Source organism: Granulosicoccus antarcticus IMCC3135 (assembly GCF_002215215.1).
In the GTDB taxonomy this organism is placed as follows: Bacteria; Pseudomonadota; Gammaproteobacteria; order Granulosicoccales; family Granulosicoccaceae; genus Granulosicoccus; species Granulosicoccus antarcticus.
The window spans coordinates 986006-1004053 of the sequence record NZ_CP018632.1 but is presented as its reverse complement, the minus strand read 5'-3'; the positions used below and the strand labels follow the sequence as shown (position 1 = coordinate 1004053).

Sequence of the window (18048 nt, the reverse complement as noted above, 5' to 3'; positions counted from 1 at the left end):
CTCAGTAACTGCAGCCGCTACCCATGCTGGTCGCGGCTGCCCCAACAGGGGCAGCCGTTGTACCCAACTTATACTTTGTAGACTGCCTCTTCTATTTGATCTTGCAACCATCGGGACAAACTGCAAGTTCGACTCTCCGGTTCATACGTCGCCCTTCAGTCGTGGCATTGCTCTCAACTGGCTGAGTTTCACCATAGTGACGCAGTCTCAAACGACTCAGCGAAACGCCTGCTTTTTGCAGATACTGTTCTACAGAAACAACACGCTGATCAGACAGGTTCTGATTGTATTCACCAGCCCCTCGGCTATCTGTGTGCGCCGAGAGAATAAGCTGTGTACCCGGAAAGGTTTTGAGCGTAGCAACGACATCATCCAGCTGCCCCCTGGCCAGGCTCGAGAGCAATGCAGAATTTGTCGAGAAGTGTACATTTTCAATAATCCCACCAAATATTCCACATCCGAATTCATCAACGGCGACCTCTACCCCTGTCAGCTTGCAATTGTCCTGATCATCACTGACTCCATCGTTGTCGTTATCATTCAAAACCGGCAATGCCGAGATGGGGGCCGTGACAGCTACCGCCACAGGCATCTGATCTACTTGACGAATCTTTTCAGCATCAGAGTTGGTACCAAACCGGTACAAGAGGCTTAGCTGGCTATAACGGATATCCGCATCAATATAGTTCCCCTCGAGCCGTATTCCCAATCCGCGGCGGCCCATGTACTCAACTCCCAGGCCGTACAGAAAGTGATTGGCGTTATCTTTCTCATAATTAACCGATGCGCTATCTCTATGGTTGCTCAGATACCCATAACCAAGGCGTCCAAATCCGCTCAAGCCACGTCTCTTCTGACGATCACGATTACCACCGACATAGAACAATGCACTGCCACCGAAGGTCCTGTAGCTAATGGAACCACTCGGTGACAACTCGGCAGAACCCAGGTCAGCACCATGAACTTCCAGTGAAAGCCACTTGTTGATATCGTAGCCGAGGAACAATTGATAACCGGTTTGAATCCCGTCACTGGTACCAACCCCATCTACCTCGCTGGTATCAGGGTTGAGCCAACTGCGGCCAACTCCAAAACCTGCATAGAACTGGCGTCTCAGTTTCCGTTCTTCATCGTTGCCAAGCTGAAAGACTGGAAAACCATCACTTGCAACTTCAGGCTGCGACACCTGATTCTCTGCTGCAATGGCATTGCTCATGGTTGTCCCCAACACACTGAACGTGACACTGAACACTCCGGCGAACAAGCTCGCCGTTGTGACTCCGCGATGCCGACGCAGCAGATAAAGTGCTGAGAATATAGCCAATAATGGCAACAGTGGATCTCTGGCACCTCGTGAACTGATAGAACAACCACCACCTTCCAGACCGGTATGAATGACTCCCGGCTCTGCTTCGCCGATATCGGGCTCATCCACTTGTTCTACATCAGGAACCCCGTTGTTATCCGTATCAGGCAGTGGTTGAAATCCATCACTCAGGAAGTTGGCCAGTCCATCACCATCAATATCAGGATCTCTTTCATCGATGATTCCATCACCATCGGTATCGATCGATCCCGGATTGAAGTCAATGTCAGCACTGTCATCGATACCATCATTATCCGCATCACTACCGAACGTCAGGTCCACATCGACACTGTCAGGAATGCTGTCATTGTCGCTATCGGCCATGCTGTCAACGATACCGTCGTTATCTGCATCCACGCCCCCTGCTTCCACCAGATCCAGGATACCGTCGCCATCGCTATCGATGTCCAGATAGTCCGGCAAGCCATCACCATCAATATCATCAGGCTCAACACGAGTCAGACGACTTTCAAGAGAATCATCCATGCCATTACCATTATCATCAACAAAGCCGTCGACGACACCGTCTCGATTGGCATCAGCCTGAGAACCCTGGGTTTCCATCACATCGGTCAAGCCATCATTATCGCTATCCCGATCACGGAAGTTTCGGATCCCGTCAGCATCAAAGTCCTCGGCCGGTAATGGATTGGCCTGTGCACCATCGTCCATGCCATCTCCGTTCTCGTCAGTGAAGTTATCGATCACACCATCGCCATCAGCATCCTCACCATCGGCTTCCAGCGTATCGGTCATGCCATCGTTGTCACTGTCCCGGTCAAGAGCATCAATGAGCCCATCACCATCGCTGTCAAGCGGTGATTCAGGGTTCGCACCAGCTTCAAGAGAATCCGGAATGCCATCATTGTCACTATCAAGATCCAGAGCATCGATAACACCATCCCCATCAGTATCTACAGGATTTCTCGCATCGGCTCCGAACTCAATCTGATCGCTGATGCCATCATTATCCGAATCCGTGTCCAGTGAATCAGGTACACCGTCGCCGTCACTATCTCCGTTTCCTTCATCGACGTCATCTACCCCATCACCATCAGAATCAACATCTTGTGAGTCAGGTACACCGTCACCATCAGTGTCGCCAGTGCCTTCTTCAACGTCGCTAACGCCATCACCATCCGAGTCAGTATCTTGCGAATCAGGCGTCCCATCGCCGTCTGTATCTGCAATACCTTCCTCGACATCGGCAATGCCATCACCGTCTGAATCAGTATCCCGATAGTTCGAAAGTCCATCACCATCCGGATCACCTGTACCTTCAAGGTTGTCAGGCAAGGTATCACCGTCAGAGTCTGTATCCTGATAATCCGCAATACCATCGCCATCCGAGTCGACCGGAGATCCCGCATTATCGCCAGCTTCTTCGGCATCACTCACACCATCGCCATCGCTGTCTGTATCCAGGAAGTTCGGTACACCATCACCATCAGCATCATTGGCACCTTCATCGGCGTCGGCAATACCATCACCATCCGCATCGGTATCCAGATAGTCCGGTAAGCCATCGTTATCAGTATCCACACCCTCGGCACTTTCACTCACGTTGGGTACACCATCACCGTCGATATCACTATCCAGATAATCCGGGATACCATCACCATCGGTGTCAGTGTTACCCAGCGCAGCATCCGGAATACCATCGTTGTTCGAATCTGTGTCGCTGGAATCCGGAATGCCATCGCCATCACTATCGACCACACCCTCATCGCTATCACTGATACCGTCGTTGTCACTGTCGGTATCTCTGAAGTCCGCAACACCATCGGCGTCGGTATCAACCGGGCTGCCAGGATTACTGCCCGCTTCCAGCGCATCACTCAGCGTGTCACCGTCGGCATCCAGGTCCAGATAATCTGAAGCACCATCACCATCGGTGTCGACCACATTTTCCAGAGAATCCGGTATGCCATCGCCATCAGAATCAGTATCGAGGTAGTTCGCTACTCCATCTCCGTCACTGTCGACCACACCTTCAGTCGTGTCGGGGATCGTGTCGTTGTCAGAATCATCATCCAGGTAATCCGGAATACCATCAGCATCAGAATCCACCGGTGAGGCAGCGTTACTACCTGCCTCCCCCGCATCGCCAATACCATCACCATCCGAATCGATATCCAGAAAGTTCGGTGACCCATCGCCATCAGCATCACCCGTACCATCGGTGGCATCGGAAATCTGATCACCATCGCTATCCAGGTCCCGATAGTTCGGCACACCATCCCCATCGGTATCTGCCAGTGTTTCTGCACTGTTCGGAATACCATCGCCGTCGATATCGTCATCCAGATAGCTTGGAATACCATCACCATCAGGATCATCCCTGCCGGCGACTGCGTCGAGAATACCGTCATTGTTGGAGTCAGGATCCGTTGCATTCGGAATACCATCGCCATCACTATCAACAGTCCCTTCTTCACTGTCCGGGATACCATCGCCATCTGAATCGGTATCGATAAAGTCGGCAATGCCATCATTATCGGTATCGCGTGGCGCATCAGGAGTCGCTCCAGCCTCAACACTGTCGGCGATGCCATCGGCGTCACTGTCAGTATCCAGATAGTCCGGCGCACCATCAGCATCTGTATCGACAGGGTTCAGTGGATCACTTCCCACCTCCACACTATCAGGGATGCCGTCACCATCACTGTCTGCGTCACGATAGTCAGCGATCAGATCACCGTCGGTATCCAGCGCACCTTCCAGACTGTCCGGAATACCGTCATTGTCACTATCAACGTCGAGGGCATCACTCAAGCCATCATTGTCAGTATCAACAACACCTTCGGCCAGGTCAGCAATGCCGTCCTGATCACTGTCGGTATCCACATAATCTGCAGTACCGTCATTGTCAGTATCCACAGCTCCCTCAACGGCGTCAGGAATATTGTCGCCATCGCTGTCACTATCAACATAGTTCAGTACTCCATCACCATCGGTATCAACCGCACCTTCAAGCGCATCTGCAATGGAGTCACCGTCCGAATCACCGTCCAGATAATCCGGCGTACCGTCGTTGTCAGTATCAATGGGGGCTGCAGGATCGCTTCCCGCTTCCAGATTATCCGGAATACCATCGTTGTCCGAGTCAGTATCCAGAGAATCAATGACACCATCATTATCGGTGTCCACCGAGCCTTCAACAACGTCCGGGATACCATCATTATCTGAGTCGTTGTCCTGAGAATCCGGTACACCATCTCCATCGGTATCCGTATCGCCTTCCTCACTATCAGCAATACCGTCGCCGTCGGAATCCAGATCCAGGTAGTTAGCGATACCATCACCATCAGCATCGTCACTACCTTCAAGCGCATCAGACACACCATCACCATCGCTATCCGTATCCAGATAGTCCGGAGTACCATCACTGTCCGAGTCAACAGGTGAGGTTGCATCATTACCGGCTTCAATCGAATCACTGATGCCATCACCGTCACTGTCGGTATCCGCAAAGTTCGCTATGCCGTCAGCATCCGCATCCTCGGCACCTTCAACGGCATCGGCAATACCGTCGCCGTCTGAGTCAGTATCCAGATAGGCTGGCACACCGTCACCGTCGTCATCACTGCTGCCTTCTACGTTGTCAGCAATACCATCAGCGTCAGAATCCAGGTCCAGATAATCTGGCACTCCATCAGCATCTGTATCAATAGAGCCTTCAGTGATATCCGAGATACCATCACCATCGGCGTCGGTATCCAGATAATCCGCTACTCCATCAGTGTCGGTATCAACAGGTGAAGTTGTATCAGCACCTGCCTCATCCGAATCATTGATGCCATCGCCATCACTGTCAGTGTCCATGAAGTTCGGCACACCATCACCATCCGCATCGTTGCTACCTTCAATAGAGTCGGCAATACCATCACCATCCGAGTCGGTATCCAGGTAATCGGGAATACCATCCGCATCGGTATCCGTGTTCTCACCATCAGCACTTTCACTGACGTTAGGCACACCGTCACCATCGATATCGCTATCAAGATAGTCTTCAATGCCGTCACCATCGGTATCAGCATTACTCAGCGCACTATCCGGAATACCATCGTTATTGGAGTCCGGATCATTGGCATCAGGGATGCCATCGCCATCAGTATCAACGACACCTTCATCACTATCGCTGATACCGTCGTTATCACTGTCGGTATCGCGAAAGTCTGCAACGCCATCAGCATCGGTATCAACAGGGCTCTCAGGATTACTGCCAGCTTCCAGCGCATCGCTCAGCGAGTCGCCATCGGCATCCAGATCAACATAATCTGATGCACCATCACCATCGGTGTCGACTACATTCTCCAGAATATCGGGAATGCCATCGCCGTCAGACTCTGTATCAAGGTAGTTCGCTATACCATCTGCATCACTGTCGATCACGCCTTCAATCGTATCGGGAATCGTGTCGTTGTCCGAATCATCATCCAGATAATCAGCAACACCATCGCCGTCTGAATCAACGGGAGACTCAGGCTCACTACCGGCCTCGCCAGTGTCACCAATGCCATCGCCATCGCTGTCGACATCCATGAAGTTCGGCACGCTATCGCCATCAGCATCACCCGTCCCATCAGTGGCATCTGGAATCAGATCACCGTCGCTATCCAGGTCCCGATAGTTAGGTACACCGTCTCCATCCGTATCGGCAAGAGTCTCCGCACTATTCGGAATTCCATCACCGTCGATATCATCATCCAGGTAGCTTGGAATACCGTCGCCATCAGGATCATCAGTACCCGCAACCTCATCGGTAATGCCGTCATTGTTGGAATCCGGATCAGTTGAGTTCGGAATGCCATCGCCATCACTGTCAACCGAGCCCTCTTCGCTATCAGAGATACCATCGCCATCCGAATCTGTATCCAGATAATCGGCAATTGAATCTCCATCGGTATCGCGTGGCACCGCAGGTGTTGCTCCGGCTTCGACGCTGTCAGGAATGCCATCGGCGTCACTGTCAGTATCCAGATAATCCGGTGCACCATCAGCGTCCGCATCCACAGGGTTCAGCGGATCAGTTCCCGCCTCAACACTGTCAGGGATGCCATCAGCGTCGCTATCGGAATCACGGTAGTCAGCAACCAGATCACCGTCAGTATCGATCGCACCTTCAACACTATCCGGGATACCGTCGCTATCACTGTCGATATCCACAGAATCTCTCAAGCCATCATTATCAGTGTCAACAACGCCTTCAGTCACATCCGCAATACCATCCTGGTCACTGTCGGTATCCACATAATCTGCAGCACCGTCGTTGTCAGTATCCACAGCGCCTTCAGTGGCATCAGGAATATTGTCACCATCGCTGTCGGCATCCAGGTAGTTCATGACACCATCACCATCCGTGTCATGCGCCGTCTCGGTCGCATCGGGAATGCTGTCGCCATCCGAGTCTTCATCGAGATAGTCTGGCGTACCGTCATTGTCAGTATCAACCGGCGTGTCGGGTGTGCTTCCGGCTTCCAGACTATCTGGAATGCCATCGTTGTCCGAGTCAGTATCCAGAGCATCAACGACACCATCACCGTCGGTATCCACCGAGCCTTCTACAAAATCATGAATGCCATCATTATCTGAATCTTCATCCTGATAATCAGGTATGCCATCACCATCTGTATCGGTATGACCTTCTACGCTATCGGCAATACCATCGCCATCGGAGTCCAGGTCCAGATAATTCGGAATACCATCAGCATCAGTATCGGCAGTGCCCTCTATCGCATCGGTAACATCATCACCGTCAGAGTCTGTATCCCGATAATCGGCAATACCGTCATTATCGGTATCTACAGTTCCTTCGATTGAGTCTGCGATGCCATCACCATCTGAATCGCTATCAAGATAGTCATGGATCCCATCACCGTCGGTATCGGCATTACCTTCCACACTGTCGTTGATGCCGTCTGCATCCGAATCGGTGTCGATAAAGTCTGACACCCCGTCGCCATCAGAGTCGACAGGACTGTTCGGATCCACACCTGCTTCAATCGAATCCGGAATGCCATCAGCGTCACTATCGGTATCATGATAGTCGGCGATTCCGTCGTTATCGGTATCAACAACACCTTCGATGCTATCCGGAATTCCGTCGTTATCCGAATCGCTGTCCAATCGATCAACGATGCCATCACCATCGGTATCAACGTCACCTTCTTCGATATCACTGATGCCGTCGTTGTCCGAGTCATCATCAATGGAATCAGGGATGCCGTCGCCATCAGTATCGGTATTGTTGAACGCACCACCTGAGCTGGCATCATCATAGCCATCACCGTCTGCATCAGTGAAGTTATCGACCAGGCCATTGTTATCGACATCGTCTCCACCAGCCTCGACCAGATCAAAGAATCCATCTGCGTCGCTGTCCAGGTCAAGATGATCATATAAGCCATCAGAATCAGAATCAGGCGTTGCAAGAGGAACCGCAATCAAGTTATCGCTCACGCCATCACCATTGGCATCAATAAAACCATCCTGCTCTGCATTCCCATCTGCGTCAGCACCGCCCGCCTCGAGGACATCCGAGATCGCATCGTTGTCACTATCAAGGTCCAGGTAGTCAGGTACCGAGTCGCCGTCGCTATCGATTGCAACATCGGTTATTCCATCGCCATCGGTATCCGAAATACCACTGTCGGGTGAGGTTTCAATCGCATCAGCCAGACCGTTATCGCCAAACGGACCATCCAGGCGCAGATCACCATCCGCATCCAGTGCCAGGTTAGAACCGCCTTCAAGAAGATCTGACAATCCATCGTTATCGCTGTCCAGATCAATATAGTCAGCAATACCATCGTGGTCCGGATCCAGAGCCCTTTCGACGCTATCTGGCAAACCATCATTGTCGCTGTCCAGATCGACGTAGTTGAGGATGCCATCACCATCAGAGTCGATGCCACTTTCAACCACATCAGGGATGCCATCGTCGTCACTGTCACTGTCCAGATAATCGGCTGTGCCATCGCCATCGGTATCACTGCTGCCTTCCACACTATCTGGAATGCCATCGTCATCCGCATCGGTATCGAGGAAATCGACTACACCGTCACCATCGGTATCGACAACACCTTCATCCGCATCACTGATACCGTCATTGTCGCTATCCAGGTCTCTGTAATCGGCAGTGCCATCACCATCGCTGTCGACATCACCCTCGATGCTGTCAAGGATGCCATCGTCATCCGAATCAGTATCCAGATAATCAGGGGTGCCATCACTGTCGGTATCCACGGTTGTTTCAGCTGAATCAGGAATACCATCACCATCTGAGTCGGTATCCAGATAATTCGGAATGCCGTCCCCATCGGTATCAACAACACCTTCGATGCTGTCAGCAATGCCGTCGCCATCTGAATCAGTATCCTGATAGTCGGCAATATTGTCGCCATCGCTATCGCCGGGTCCTTCGACACTATCGTCAATACCATCATCATCCGAGTCAGCATCCAGATAGTCCGGAGTGCCGTCTGAATCCGTATCAGTGGCTACCGGACCTGTTCCGGCTTCGACACTGTCGTTGATGCCATCGTTGTCTGAATCTGCATCCAGGTAGTCAGGGATAGTGTCACCGTCAGTATCGACCGTGCCTTCATCGGCATCATCAATACCATCACCGTCGGAGTCTGTATCCCGATAGTCTGGCACGCCGTCACTATCCGAATCGCTGCCTCCTTCATCAACATCGTCAATGCCGTCGCCATCTGAATCGCTATCCAGCACATCAGGCGTACCATCGTTGTCGGTATCGACTGGTGTCGCCGGGTTTGCACCAGCTTCCAGGTTGTCGTTAATGCCATCCGCATCGCTATCCAGGTCCAGATAGTCTGGAATAGAGTCACCATCACTGTCAACGGTCGTTTCTACACTATCAGGAATGCCATCGCTATCACTGTCGCTATCTTTATGATCGGCAACGCCGTCACCGTCGGTATCCGTCGGCTCCAGAGTGTCATCAATGCCGTTACCGTCGGCATCTGTGCCGTTCGTCATGTTGACATCGATCGCATCGTCGATGCCGTCATTGTCCGCATCGGTTCCCAGTAATACCGGCGTCGTCGTGTCTTCGACCGCGTCATCAATGCCATCCGCATCGGAGTCCAGATCCAGATAGTCTGGAATGGTGTCGCCATCCGTATCCACGGAACCTTCGATAATGTCCGGGATACCATCAGCATCACTGTCCTGGTCGTGATGATCAGGTATGCCATCGGCATCGCTATCGGTTGGTTCCAGAGAATCATCGATGCCATTACTGTCGGCATCAGTGCCACCACTGACATCGACATCAATCGCATCATCGATTCCATCGTTGTCTGCATCGGCTCCCAACAGAACAGGACTGGTTGTGTCTTCGGCGGCATCGAGCAGGCCGTCATTGTCCGAGTCCAGATCCAGATAGTCCGGATCGCCATCGCCGTCGGTATCGGTAGTCAGTTCGATTACATCAGCAATGCCATCGGCATCACTGTCAATATCCAGGTGATCCGGTGTGCCGTCATCGTCTGAGTCGAGCGGCTCCAGCGCATCGTCTATACCATTGAAATTATCATCGTCACCACCTGTCACATCTACATCGATCGCATCATCAATCCCGTCATTGTCAGCATCGGTACCGAGCAAGGTTGGACTGGTGCTGTCTTCAATAGAATCGACAATCGTATCGTTGTCACTGTCCAGGTCCAGATAATCCGGTTGACCGTCGCCATCCGAATCGGTGGCCGTTTCAATAATGTCGGCAATACCATCGGCATCACTGTCGATATCCAGATGATCCGGCGTGCCATCAGCATCACTGTCCTGTGGCTCTACCGCATCATCAATGCCGTTGCCATCAAGATCACTGCCACCTGTCAGATCAACATCCAGCGCATCATCAATGCCGTCATTATCGGCATCCGTACCGAGTAATACAGGCGTATTGCTGTCTTCAGCGGCATCAAGAATACCGTCGTTGTCCGAGTCGGTATCCAGGTAGTCAGCAATGGTATCGCCATCGCTATCTACTGACCCTTCATAAACATCGGCAATGCCATCAGCATCACTGTCGATATCCAGGTAATCAGCCGTGCCGTCACCATCGGAATCAATCGGCTCCAGAGCATCGTCTATACCATTGGCATTGTCATCGTCACCACTGGTCAGATCGACATCGAACGCATCGTCGATTCCATCATTATCCGAATCGCTATTGGCCAGTGCCGGCATATTGGAAGCTTCAACACTATCAAGGATGCCATCGTTGTCCGAGTCGGTATCCAAAAAGTCTGCTGTGCCATCGCCGTCGGTATCACCATTACCCTCAATATGATCTGGAATACCGTCGTTGTCAGAATCCGCATCCCGATAGTCATGGGTGCCGTCGCCATCTGTATCAGTGGGCTCCAGTGCGTCATCAATGCCGTTATTATCAGCATCGGTACCATTAGTTACATCGACATCAATCGCATCGTCGATACCGTCATTGTCAGCATCGGTTCCCAGCAAGACTGGCGTCCGTGTGTCCTCGACCGCGTCGTCAATACCGTCCGCATCGGAGTCCAGATCCAGATAGTCCGGGATAGTGTCGCCATCAGAATCGGCAGAGCCTTCGATGATATCGGGGATACCATCCGCATCACTGTCCTGATCACGATGATCAGGAATAGTGTCACCATCACTATCAGTCGGCTCAAATGCGTCATCCACGCCATTACTGTTGGCATCATCGCCACCGCTGATTGTTACATCAAGCGCATCATCGATTCCATCGTTGTCCGCATCGGTTCCCAGCAGGACAGGACTTGTCGTATCTTCCGCATCGTCAAGAATGCCGTCATTGTCTGAATCCAGATCCAGAAAATCTGCCTCGCCATCGCCGTCTGTATCTGTTGCCAGCTCCAGTACGTCTGCAATGCCATCCGCATCACTGTCGATATCCAGATGGTTGGCAATACCGTCACCATCCGTGTCGCTTGGCTCCAGCGCATCGTCTATACCATTGAAATTATCATCGTCACCACCTGTCACATCTACATCGATCGCATCATCAATCCCGTCATTGTCAGCATCGGTACCGAGCAAGGTTGGACTGGTGCTGTCTTCAATAGAATCGACAATCGTATCGTTGTCACTGTCCAGGTCCAGATAATCCGGTTGACCGTCGCCATCCGAATCGGTGGCCGTTTCAATAATGTCGGCAATACCATCGGCATCACTATCGATATCCAGATGATCCGGCGTACCATCGGCATCACTGTCCTGAGGCTCTACCGCATCACTGATGCCGTTGCCATCAGCATCGTTGCCGCCTATCAAGTCAAAATCAAGCGCATCGTCAATGCCGTCATTATCGGAATCCGAACCTAGTAATACAGGGGTATTACTGTCTTCAGCTGCATCAAGAATACCGTCGTTGTCCGAATCGGTATCCAGGTAGTCGGCAATATTATCGCCGTCACTATCAACTGAACCTTCATAAACATCGGCAATGCCATCAGCATCACTGTCGATATCCAGATAATCAGCCGTGCCGTCTCCATCTGAATCAATCGGCTCCAGAGCATCGTCTATACCATTGGCATTGTCATCGTCACCACTGGTCAGATCGACATCGAACGCATCATCGATTCCATCGTTGTCTGCATCGTTATTGGTCAGAGCGGGAACATTGGAGGCTTCCACACTATCAAGGATGCCATCGTTGTCCGAGTCGGTATCCAGAAAATCTGGTGTGCCATCACCGTCACTGTCCACATTCCCTTCAAGCGTATCGGGAATACCATCATTATCCGAATCAACATCCCGAAAATCGTTAGCCCCATCACCATCGGTATCGCTGGGCTCCAACGCGTCATCAATGCCATTATTATCAGCATCTGTACCATTGGTTACGTCAACATCGATCGCATCATCGATACCGTCATTGTCGGCATCGGTTCCCAGCAAGGCTGGCGTCCGTGTGTCCTCGACCGCATCGTCAATACCATCCGCATCCGAGTCCAGATCCAGATAGTCTGGAATAGTGTCGCCATCAGAATCGGCAGAGCCTTCGATGATGTCGGGGATACCATCCGCATCACTGTCCTGATCGTGATGGTCCGGTGTGCCATCGGCATCACTATCCGTCGGCTCGAACGTATCATCAACGCCATTGTTGTTGACATCTGCGCCACCGCTAATTGTTACATCAAGCGCATCATCGATTCCATCGTTGTCCGCATCGGTTCCCAACAGGACAGGACTTGTCGTATCTTCCGCATCGTCAAGAATGCCGTCATTGTCTGAATCCAGATCCAGATAATCCGGATCACCGTCACCGTCGGTGTCTGTTGCCAGCTCCAGTACGTCTGCAATGCCATCCGCATCACTGTCATTATCCAGGTGGTTGGCAATACCGTCACCATCCGAGTCGCTTGGCTCCAGTGCATCGTCTATACCATTGAAATTATCATCGTCACCACTTGTCACATCGACATCGATCGCATCATCAATCCCGTCATTGTCGGCATCGGTACCGAGCAAGGTTGGACTGGTGCTGTCTTCAATAGAATCGACAATCGTATCGTTATCACTGTCCAGGTCCAGATAGTCCGGTTGACCGTCACCATCAGAATCGATTGCGGTTTCCAGAATGTCGGCAATACCATCGGCATCACTATCGATATCCAGATGATCCGGCGTGCCATCGGCATCACTGTCCTGAGGCTCTACCGCATCACTGATGCCGTTGCCATCAGCATCGTTGCCGCCTATCAAGTCAAAATCAAGCGCATCGTCAATGCCGTCATTATCGGCATCCGAACCTAGTAATACAGGGGTATTACTGTCTTCAGCTGCATCAAGAATACCGTCGTTGTCCGAATCGGTATCCAGGTAGTCGGCAATATTATCGCCGTCACTATCAACTGAACCTTCATAAACATCGGCAATGCCATCAGCATCACTGTCGATATCCAGATAATCAGCCGTGCCGTCTCCATCTGAATCAATCGGCTCCAGAGCATCGTCTATACCATTGGCATTGTCATCGTCACCACTGGTCAGATCGACATCGAACGCATCATCGATTCCATCGTTGTCTGCATCGTTATTGGTCAGAGCGGGAACATTGGAGGCTTCCACACTATCAAGGATGCCATCGTTGTCCGAGTCGGTATCCAGAAAATCTGGTGTGCCATCTCCGTCACTGTCCACATTCCCTTCAAGCGTATCGGGAATACCGTCATTATCAGAATCAACATCCCGAAAATCGTTAGCCCCATCACCATCGGTATCGCTGGGCTCCAGTGCGTCATCAATGCCGTTAGCGTCGGCATCTGTACCATTCGTCACATCAACATCGATCGCATCATCGATACCATCATTGTCGGCATCGGTTCCCAGCAAGGCTGGCGTCCGGGTGTCCTCCACCGCATCGTCAATGCCGTCCGCATCTGAATCCAGGTCCAGATAATCGGGAATCGTATCGCCATCAGAATCAACAGAACCTTCGATGATATCGGGGATACCATCCGCATCACTGTCACCATCAAGGTGATCCGCTATGCCATCACCGTCACTATCGGTCGGCTCAAAAGCGTCATCAACGCCATTACCGTCATCATCATCCCCATTGGTAATATCAACATCGACCGCATCGTCAATGCCATCACCATCCGCATCCGCATTAAGCAATACAGGACTGGTACTATCTTCGTTGGCGTCGAGAATGCCATCATTGTCTGAGTCGGTATCCAGTGAGTCACTGATGCCGTCACCGTCGCTGTCACCAGCGCCTTCCAGTACATCGATGATGCCATCGCCGTCATCGTCCAGATCGTCTATATCAGCGATACCATCTCTGTCGGTGTCAACCAGAACCGTGTGTGCGACGGTACGCTCTTTTGAAGTATGGTCTGCCGCAATCAGATCCCAGTAGGTCACTGTTAGCGTGTCAGTACCATCGGTTACGAGAGTACCGTCGTTATCGCTACCTGCTGTGGTGCCTGCGACAGTCGACATGGTGCCAGTCAGTACACCGGTGTTCGGCCCGGTTTCTGTCAGGGTAACTGTTTCAGTTTCACCGGTGATGTCGTTGAGCACTTCCACTTTAACCGTTTCAGCAACACCGCTGTCTGCATTCAGATCTGTGTCTGACACGGTAATCGAGATTGAATCGCCCGGTACGCTGATGTTGTCAGCAGTGACGGTACCATCGTAGTTGACTTGTTCAGTGTTATCACTGGCGATGACAGAGGGTGCGTAGCCGGTGGTAGCCAGACCAAAAACATAGGTGTCGATATATCGATTGTTACCAAAGCTAGTACCTGTAAAATCACCCCAGGTGTGCTGGCCTGCTGGTGTGCCTGATGAAACACCCGATGGCGTATTGCTTGTTCCACCAGCGCCTGCTCCCAACAACGTAACATCGTCCCAGAAGACAGTAGTATCGGACACGGTGCCGTCATTCTTCGCCTGAAAAATACTCAAACCATTAGCAGTACCGCCACCACTGGTCTCTGCATCATTGGCAATAAAGTGGTATTCACCCATATGAACCTGAACTTCAGCGTAATAGGTTCCCTCTGAAGGTGTATTACCACTTGCATCAGTACCATCCCACACCACCTCATTTGTCCCGGGTGTGACCAAACCGAGCAGTTGTCTATCACCGGCGTCGCCGTAAATTTCGTTCTGATTCAAATCGATCAGAATCGAGTAGGTGCCGGTGACATCAGTTTCAAACACGAACTTGCCACTATCCTGCAAACCATCAGCACCCGCAGGTGATATCGCGTGATCCTGTCCAGAATCATCAGTAAAACGCACATTCGTAACAGTCGGCGGCGCTGTCGGCAGTGGGTCGGCCACAACCGGATAGCTGACATACATCGGAAATTCATAGCTCACTGAATTACCGGTGGTGTCGTCACTGTAGCCCGAGTTCGGATCATCAAGTCCCAGGGAGTTCGCCACCAGGTTGTAATAGAAACCGGCGAAGTTATTCAAATCCAGCATCCAGACATAATTGGTGCTTGGGCGTCCACCAGGAATCAATGCAAAGTAATTAGCATCTGTCGACTGCGTTTCGGAGAAACCGTTGGCATTGAAGCCGAATGTATAGCTCCAGAATCGGCCATCAGTAGCCGTAGGATCAGGGTCTGTCAATACATCTGGAGTGACAGTGAAGTCGTAACGTAGAAATCGACCCGCTGCTCCGGTTTGCGAATTGTTCTTCAACACCAGCCGATATGCGCCTGTCTCCTGCGCCTGGTAACGAAAGGGATTAGTCAATGGAGCCGTCATCGGATCGCCACAATTAACGTTGCTGGTACTACTGCTCTGCGTGTCTATCGGAGTGGCGTCATCGGACGGCGCATAAATTTCAATCTCTATATCATCGCTATTCTGCGTACCGCACAGCGACACGTTGATGACCTCCCCTATGGTCAAAATATCCACATACATCGATGCGGAAGCGTCATCAGTCGCATAACCAAACTGCTTGACAGTGTCGTATTCGAGCAAGGCCTGACCAAGCCCCATCTGAAAAACACCCTCGGCTTTTACATCGCCAGGGTGCAGAACAACGGAAAGGCCGACAGAGAGGGACACTACTGCGGTTCGACGTAGAGTCGATAGCATCCGGGTCTTGGGGTGCACGGGCATAAGGTGGATCCTTTATAGATCACTGCCCGCATGTCCATCGCAAGGCAGCTCACAAGGTGATTCGTAACGACTCACCTTGCAACCCACTTACCAAAAGCATTCATTTGCACACTGCAAACGCAGATAACCCTGTTACAAGTTTTCGCGAAAAATGCTCGAATACCCAAACAAACAGTGGGTTCGATTTAGCCCAGCGAGGGCCACCCTCTTATCTTGCCGCGGCATGTGATCGGCCGCACTGAAGCCAACTGCGCAAGACACAGCAGTTGATTGACTTTCATAAAAGCGTCAATGGGGGATTTGACAATGCAATTCGCTAGTAGTCGCCAGCCAATTGCTTAGGGATTGTGAAATAATTAAGTATCAATTTTCAGGTGTTCCTGGGAGACGCCCAGTCCGCCTGTCCGGCAAGGCGTGAGAAGGGCGAATAGCCGGCTATTCAACCGCCGAACAACGCAGCAGGGCAGGATGCAGGGACGACTGAAAATGATAGTTAATTGTTTCACGATCCCTTAGTCAAGCTAACTGGCTGCGTTCTCTTCCAACGCTCTTTCTATACGTTGATGAATGATCTCATCATCAACCTCTGCCATCAGCTTGTCGCGCTTGGCATTCCAACCCGCCTTGTCGAGTAGCACAATGAGGGGTTCCAGGGCGCTGGCCTTGAAAAATGGATCAGCTATGCCACTGGCGGTGCTCATACAACTGTTCACGATGTGCTTGAACTGACCACGTTCGTAATCGTCATCCAGTTGCTCCAGGTAGAACTCGGCATAATGACAGCGAGCCATGACCAACTGCACACGCTTGGCCTCCTCGATATTCGTTTCCGGCTCGACTCCGGGCATGTCCAGTAATTCATCATCATCGTCATCACTGTCATCCGGAGCTCTACGAGCAGACTTCGGCGCAGCAGGACGCGTGAGCGCGGTTCTGGCTGGTGCCACCGCCGGAGTCTCTGGCTGCGCATTCAGCATCGGTTCGAACTTCTGATATTGCTTCAGCTTGCTGGCAAGCCAGATGATGACAACGGCCTCGACAACCACAATGAAAACCAGCACACCATTACCCATAATCTAATCCAGTATTTACCGATGACAACCTGCACAGGCAGATCACACAAGTGTACGTCCATTATTGACGAATCGCACCCCTGTGAAGGCCATTCTCTGGAACATCTTAATGGTCAAATGCGATCTGTGCACACCAATGGGCAGCGCGGGTGCAGCGCGAGGGCCGTCCTGACATCGCATCGTGGGAACCCATAATCGAGCTCCCACGCCTTTATCGTGATTCAGGTCACAAAAAAACCTGAATTTTATTTCAGCCCTAAGCCAGTCGTTCGTTCTGAGGAAACATGAAGCGTCTGGCTTCATCGTCCATTTCTGACTTGAACTCATGAGCGCTGACAATTTCCTTGACTCTTTCGCTGGCCGGCCTGGCATCAACCACATCAAGAAGGCGCTTGATGTTCGGGTATTGCTCCCATGGATTCTCGATACCAAGCACGAAAGGCATCATGCGCGCCCAGCCCCAGAAAGCCATGTCCACGATGCTGTAGTCATCACCCAGCATGAAAGCATTGTTGGCAAGATGGCCTTCCAGTACCGCGAAGTGACGATGTGCTTCAAAATCAAACCGATTCAGAGCATATTCTTTTGGCTCAGGTGCCGCGTGACGAAAATGCACTGATTGTCCAGAGAAGGGACCTACACCGCTGGCAATGAACATCAACCAGGAAAGCATCTGTCCACGTTTGGCAGAATCTGCAATAGCCGGTACGAACTGTCCGGATTTGTCTGCCAGATACAGCAAGATGGCGTTACTGTCGAAAACAGTCGCATCGCCGTCAACGATGACAGGCACTTTTCCGTTGGGATTGATTTTTACGAAATCCGGAGCAAACTGCTCACCCTTTCGAGTATCGACAGGAACTGCTTCGAATTCCAGACCCGTTTCGGCCAGCAAGAGTGCCACTTTCATGGGGTTTGGCGCAGGACTGTAATAGAACTTGATCATGAAGATAGAAAATCCGGTGG

At 51.5% G+C, this 18048-nt stretch carries 3 protein-coding genes; all 3 read right to left on the bottom strand.

Annotation, left to right across the window (positions count from 1 at the left end):
• Positions 1-91: 91 nt before the first annotated feature.
• Positions 92-16009 (bottom strand): OmpA family protein, encoded by a 15918-nt coding sequence (locus tag IMCC3135_RS04230; protein ID WP_157735751.1) that lies wholly within the window; start codon positions 16007-16009, stop codon positions 92-94.
• A 521-nt stretch (positions 16010-16530) separates the two neighbouring features.
• Positions 16531-17082, bottom strand: a complete 552-nt coding sequence (locus IMCC3135_RS04225; RefSeq protein ID WP_088916459.1) for a hypothetical protein — start codon at positions 17080-17082, stop codon at positions 16531-16533.
• 256 nt (positions 17083-17338) lie between these two features.
• Positions 17339-18028, bottom strand: coding sequence for a glutathione S-transferase family protein (locus tag IMCC3135_RS04220; protein ID WP_088916458.1), 690 nt, complete (start codon positions 18026-18028; stop codon positions 17339-17341).
• Positions 18029-18048 lie beyond the last annotated feature (20 nt).

Excerpts from the sequence above, each read along its gene's own strand:
- IMCC3135_RS04230 (WP_157735751.1), bottom strand. The coding sequence starts at position 16,009 with ATGCCCGTGCACCCCAAGACCCGGATGCTATCGACTCTACGTCGAACC.
- IMCC3135_RS04225 (WP_088916459.1), bottom strand. The coding sequence starts at position 17,082 with ATGGGTAATGGTGTGCTGGTTTTCATTGTGGTTGTCGAGGCCGTTGTC.
- IMCC3135_RS04220 (WP_088916458.1), bottom strand. The coding sequence starts at position 18,028 with ATGATCAAGTTCTATTACAGTCCTGCGCCAAACCCCATGAAAGTGGCA.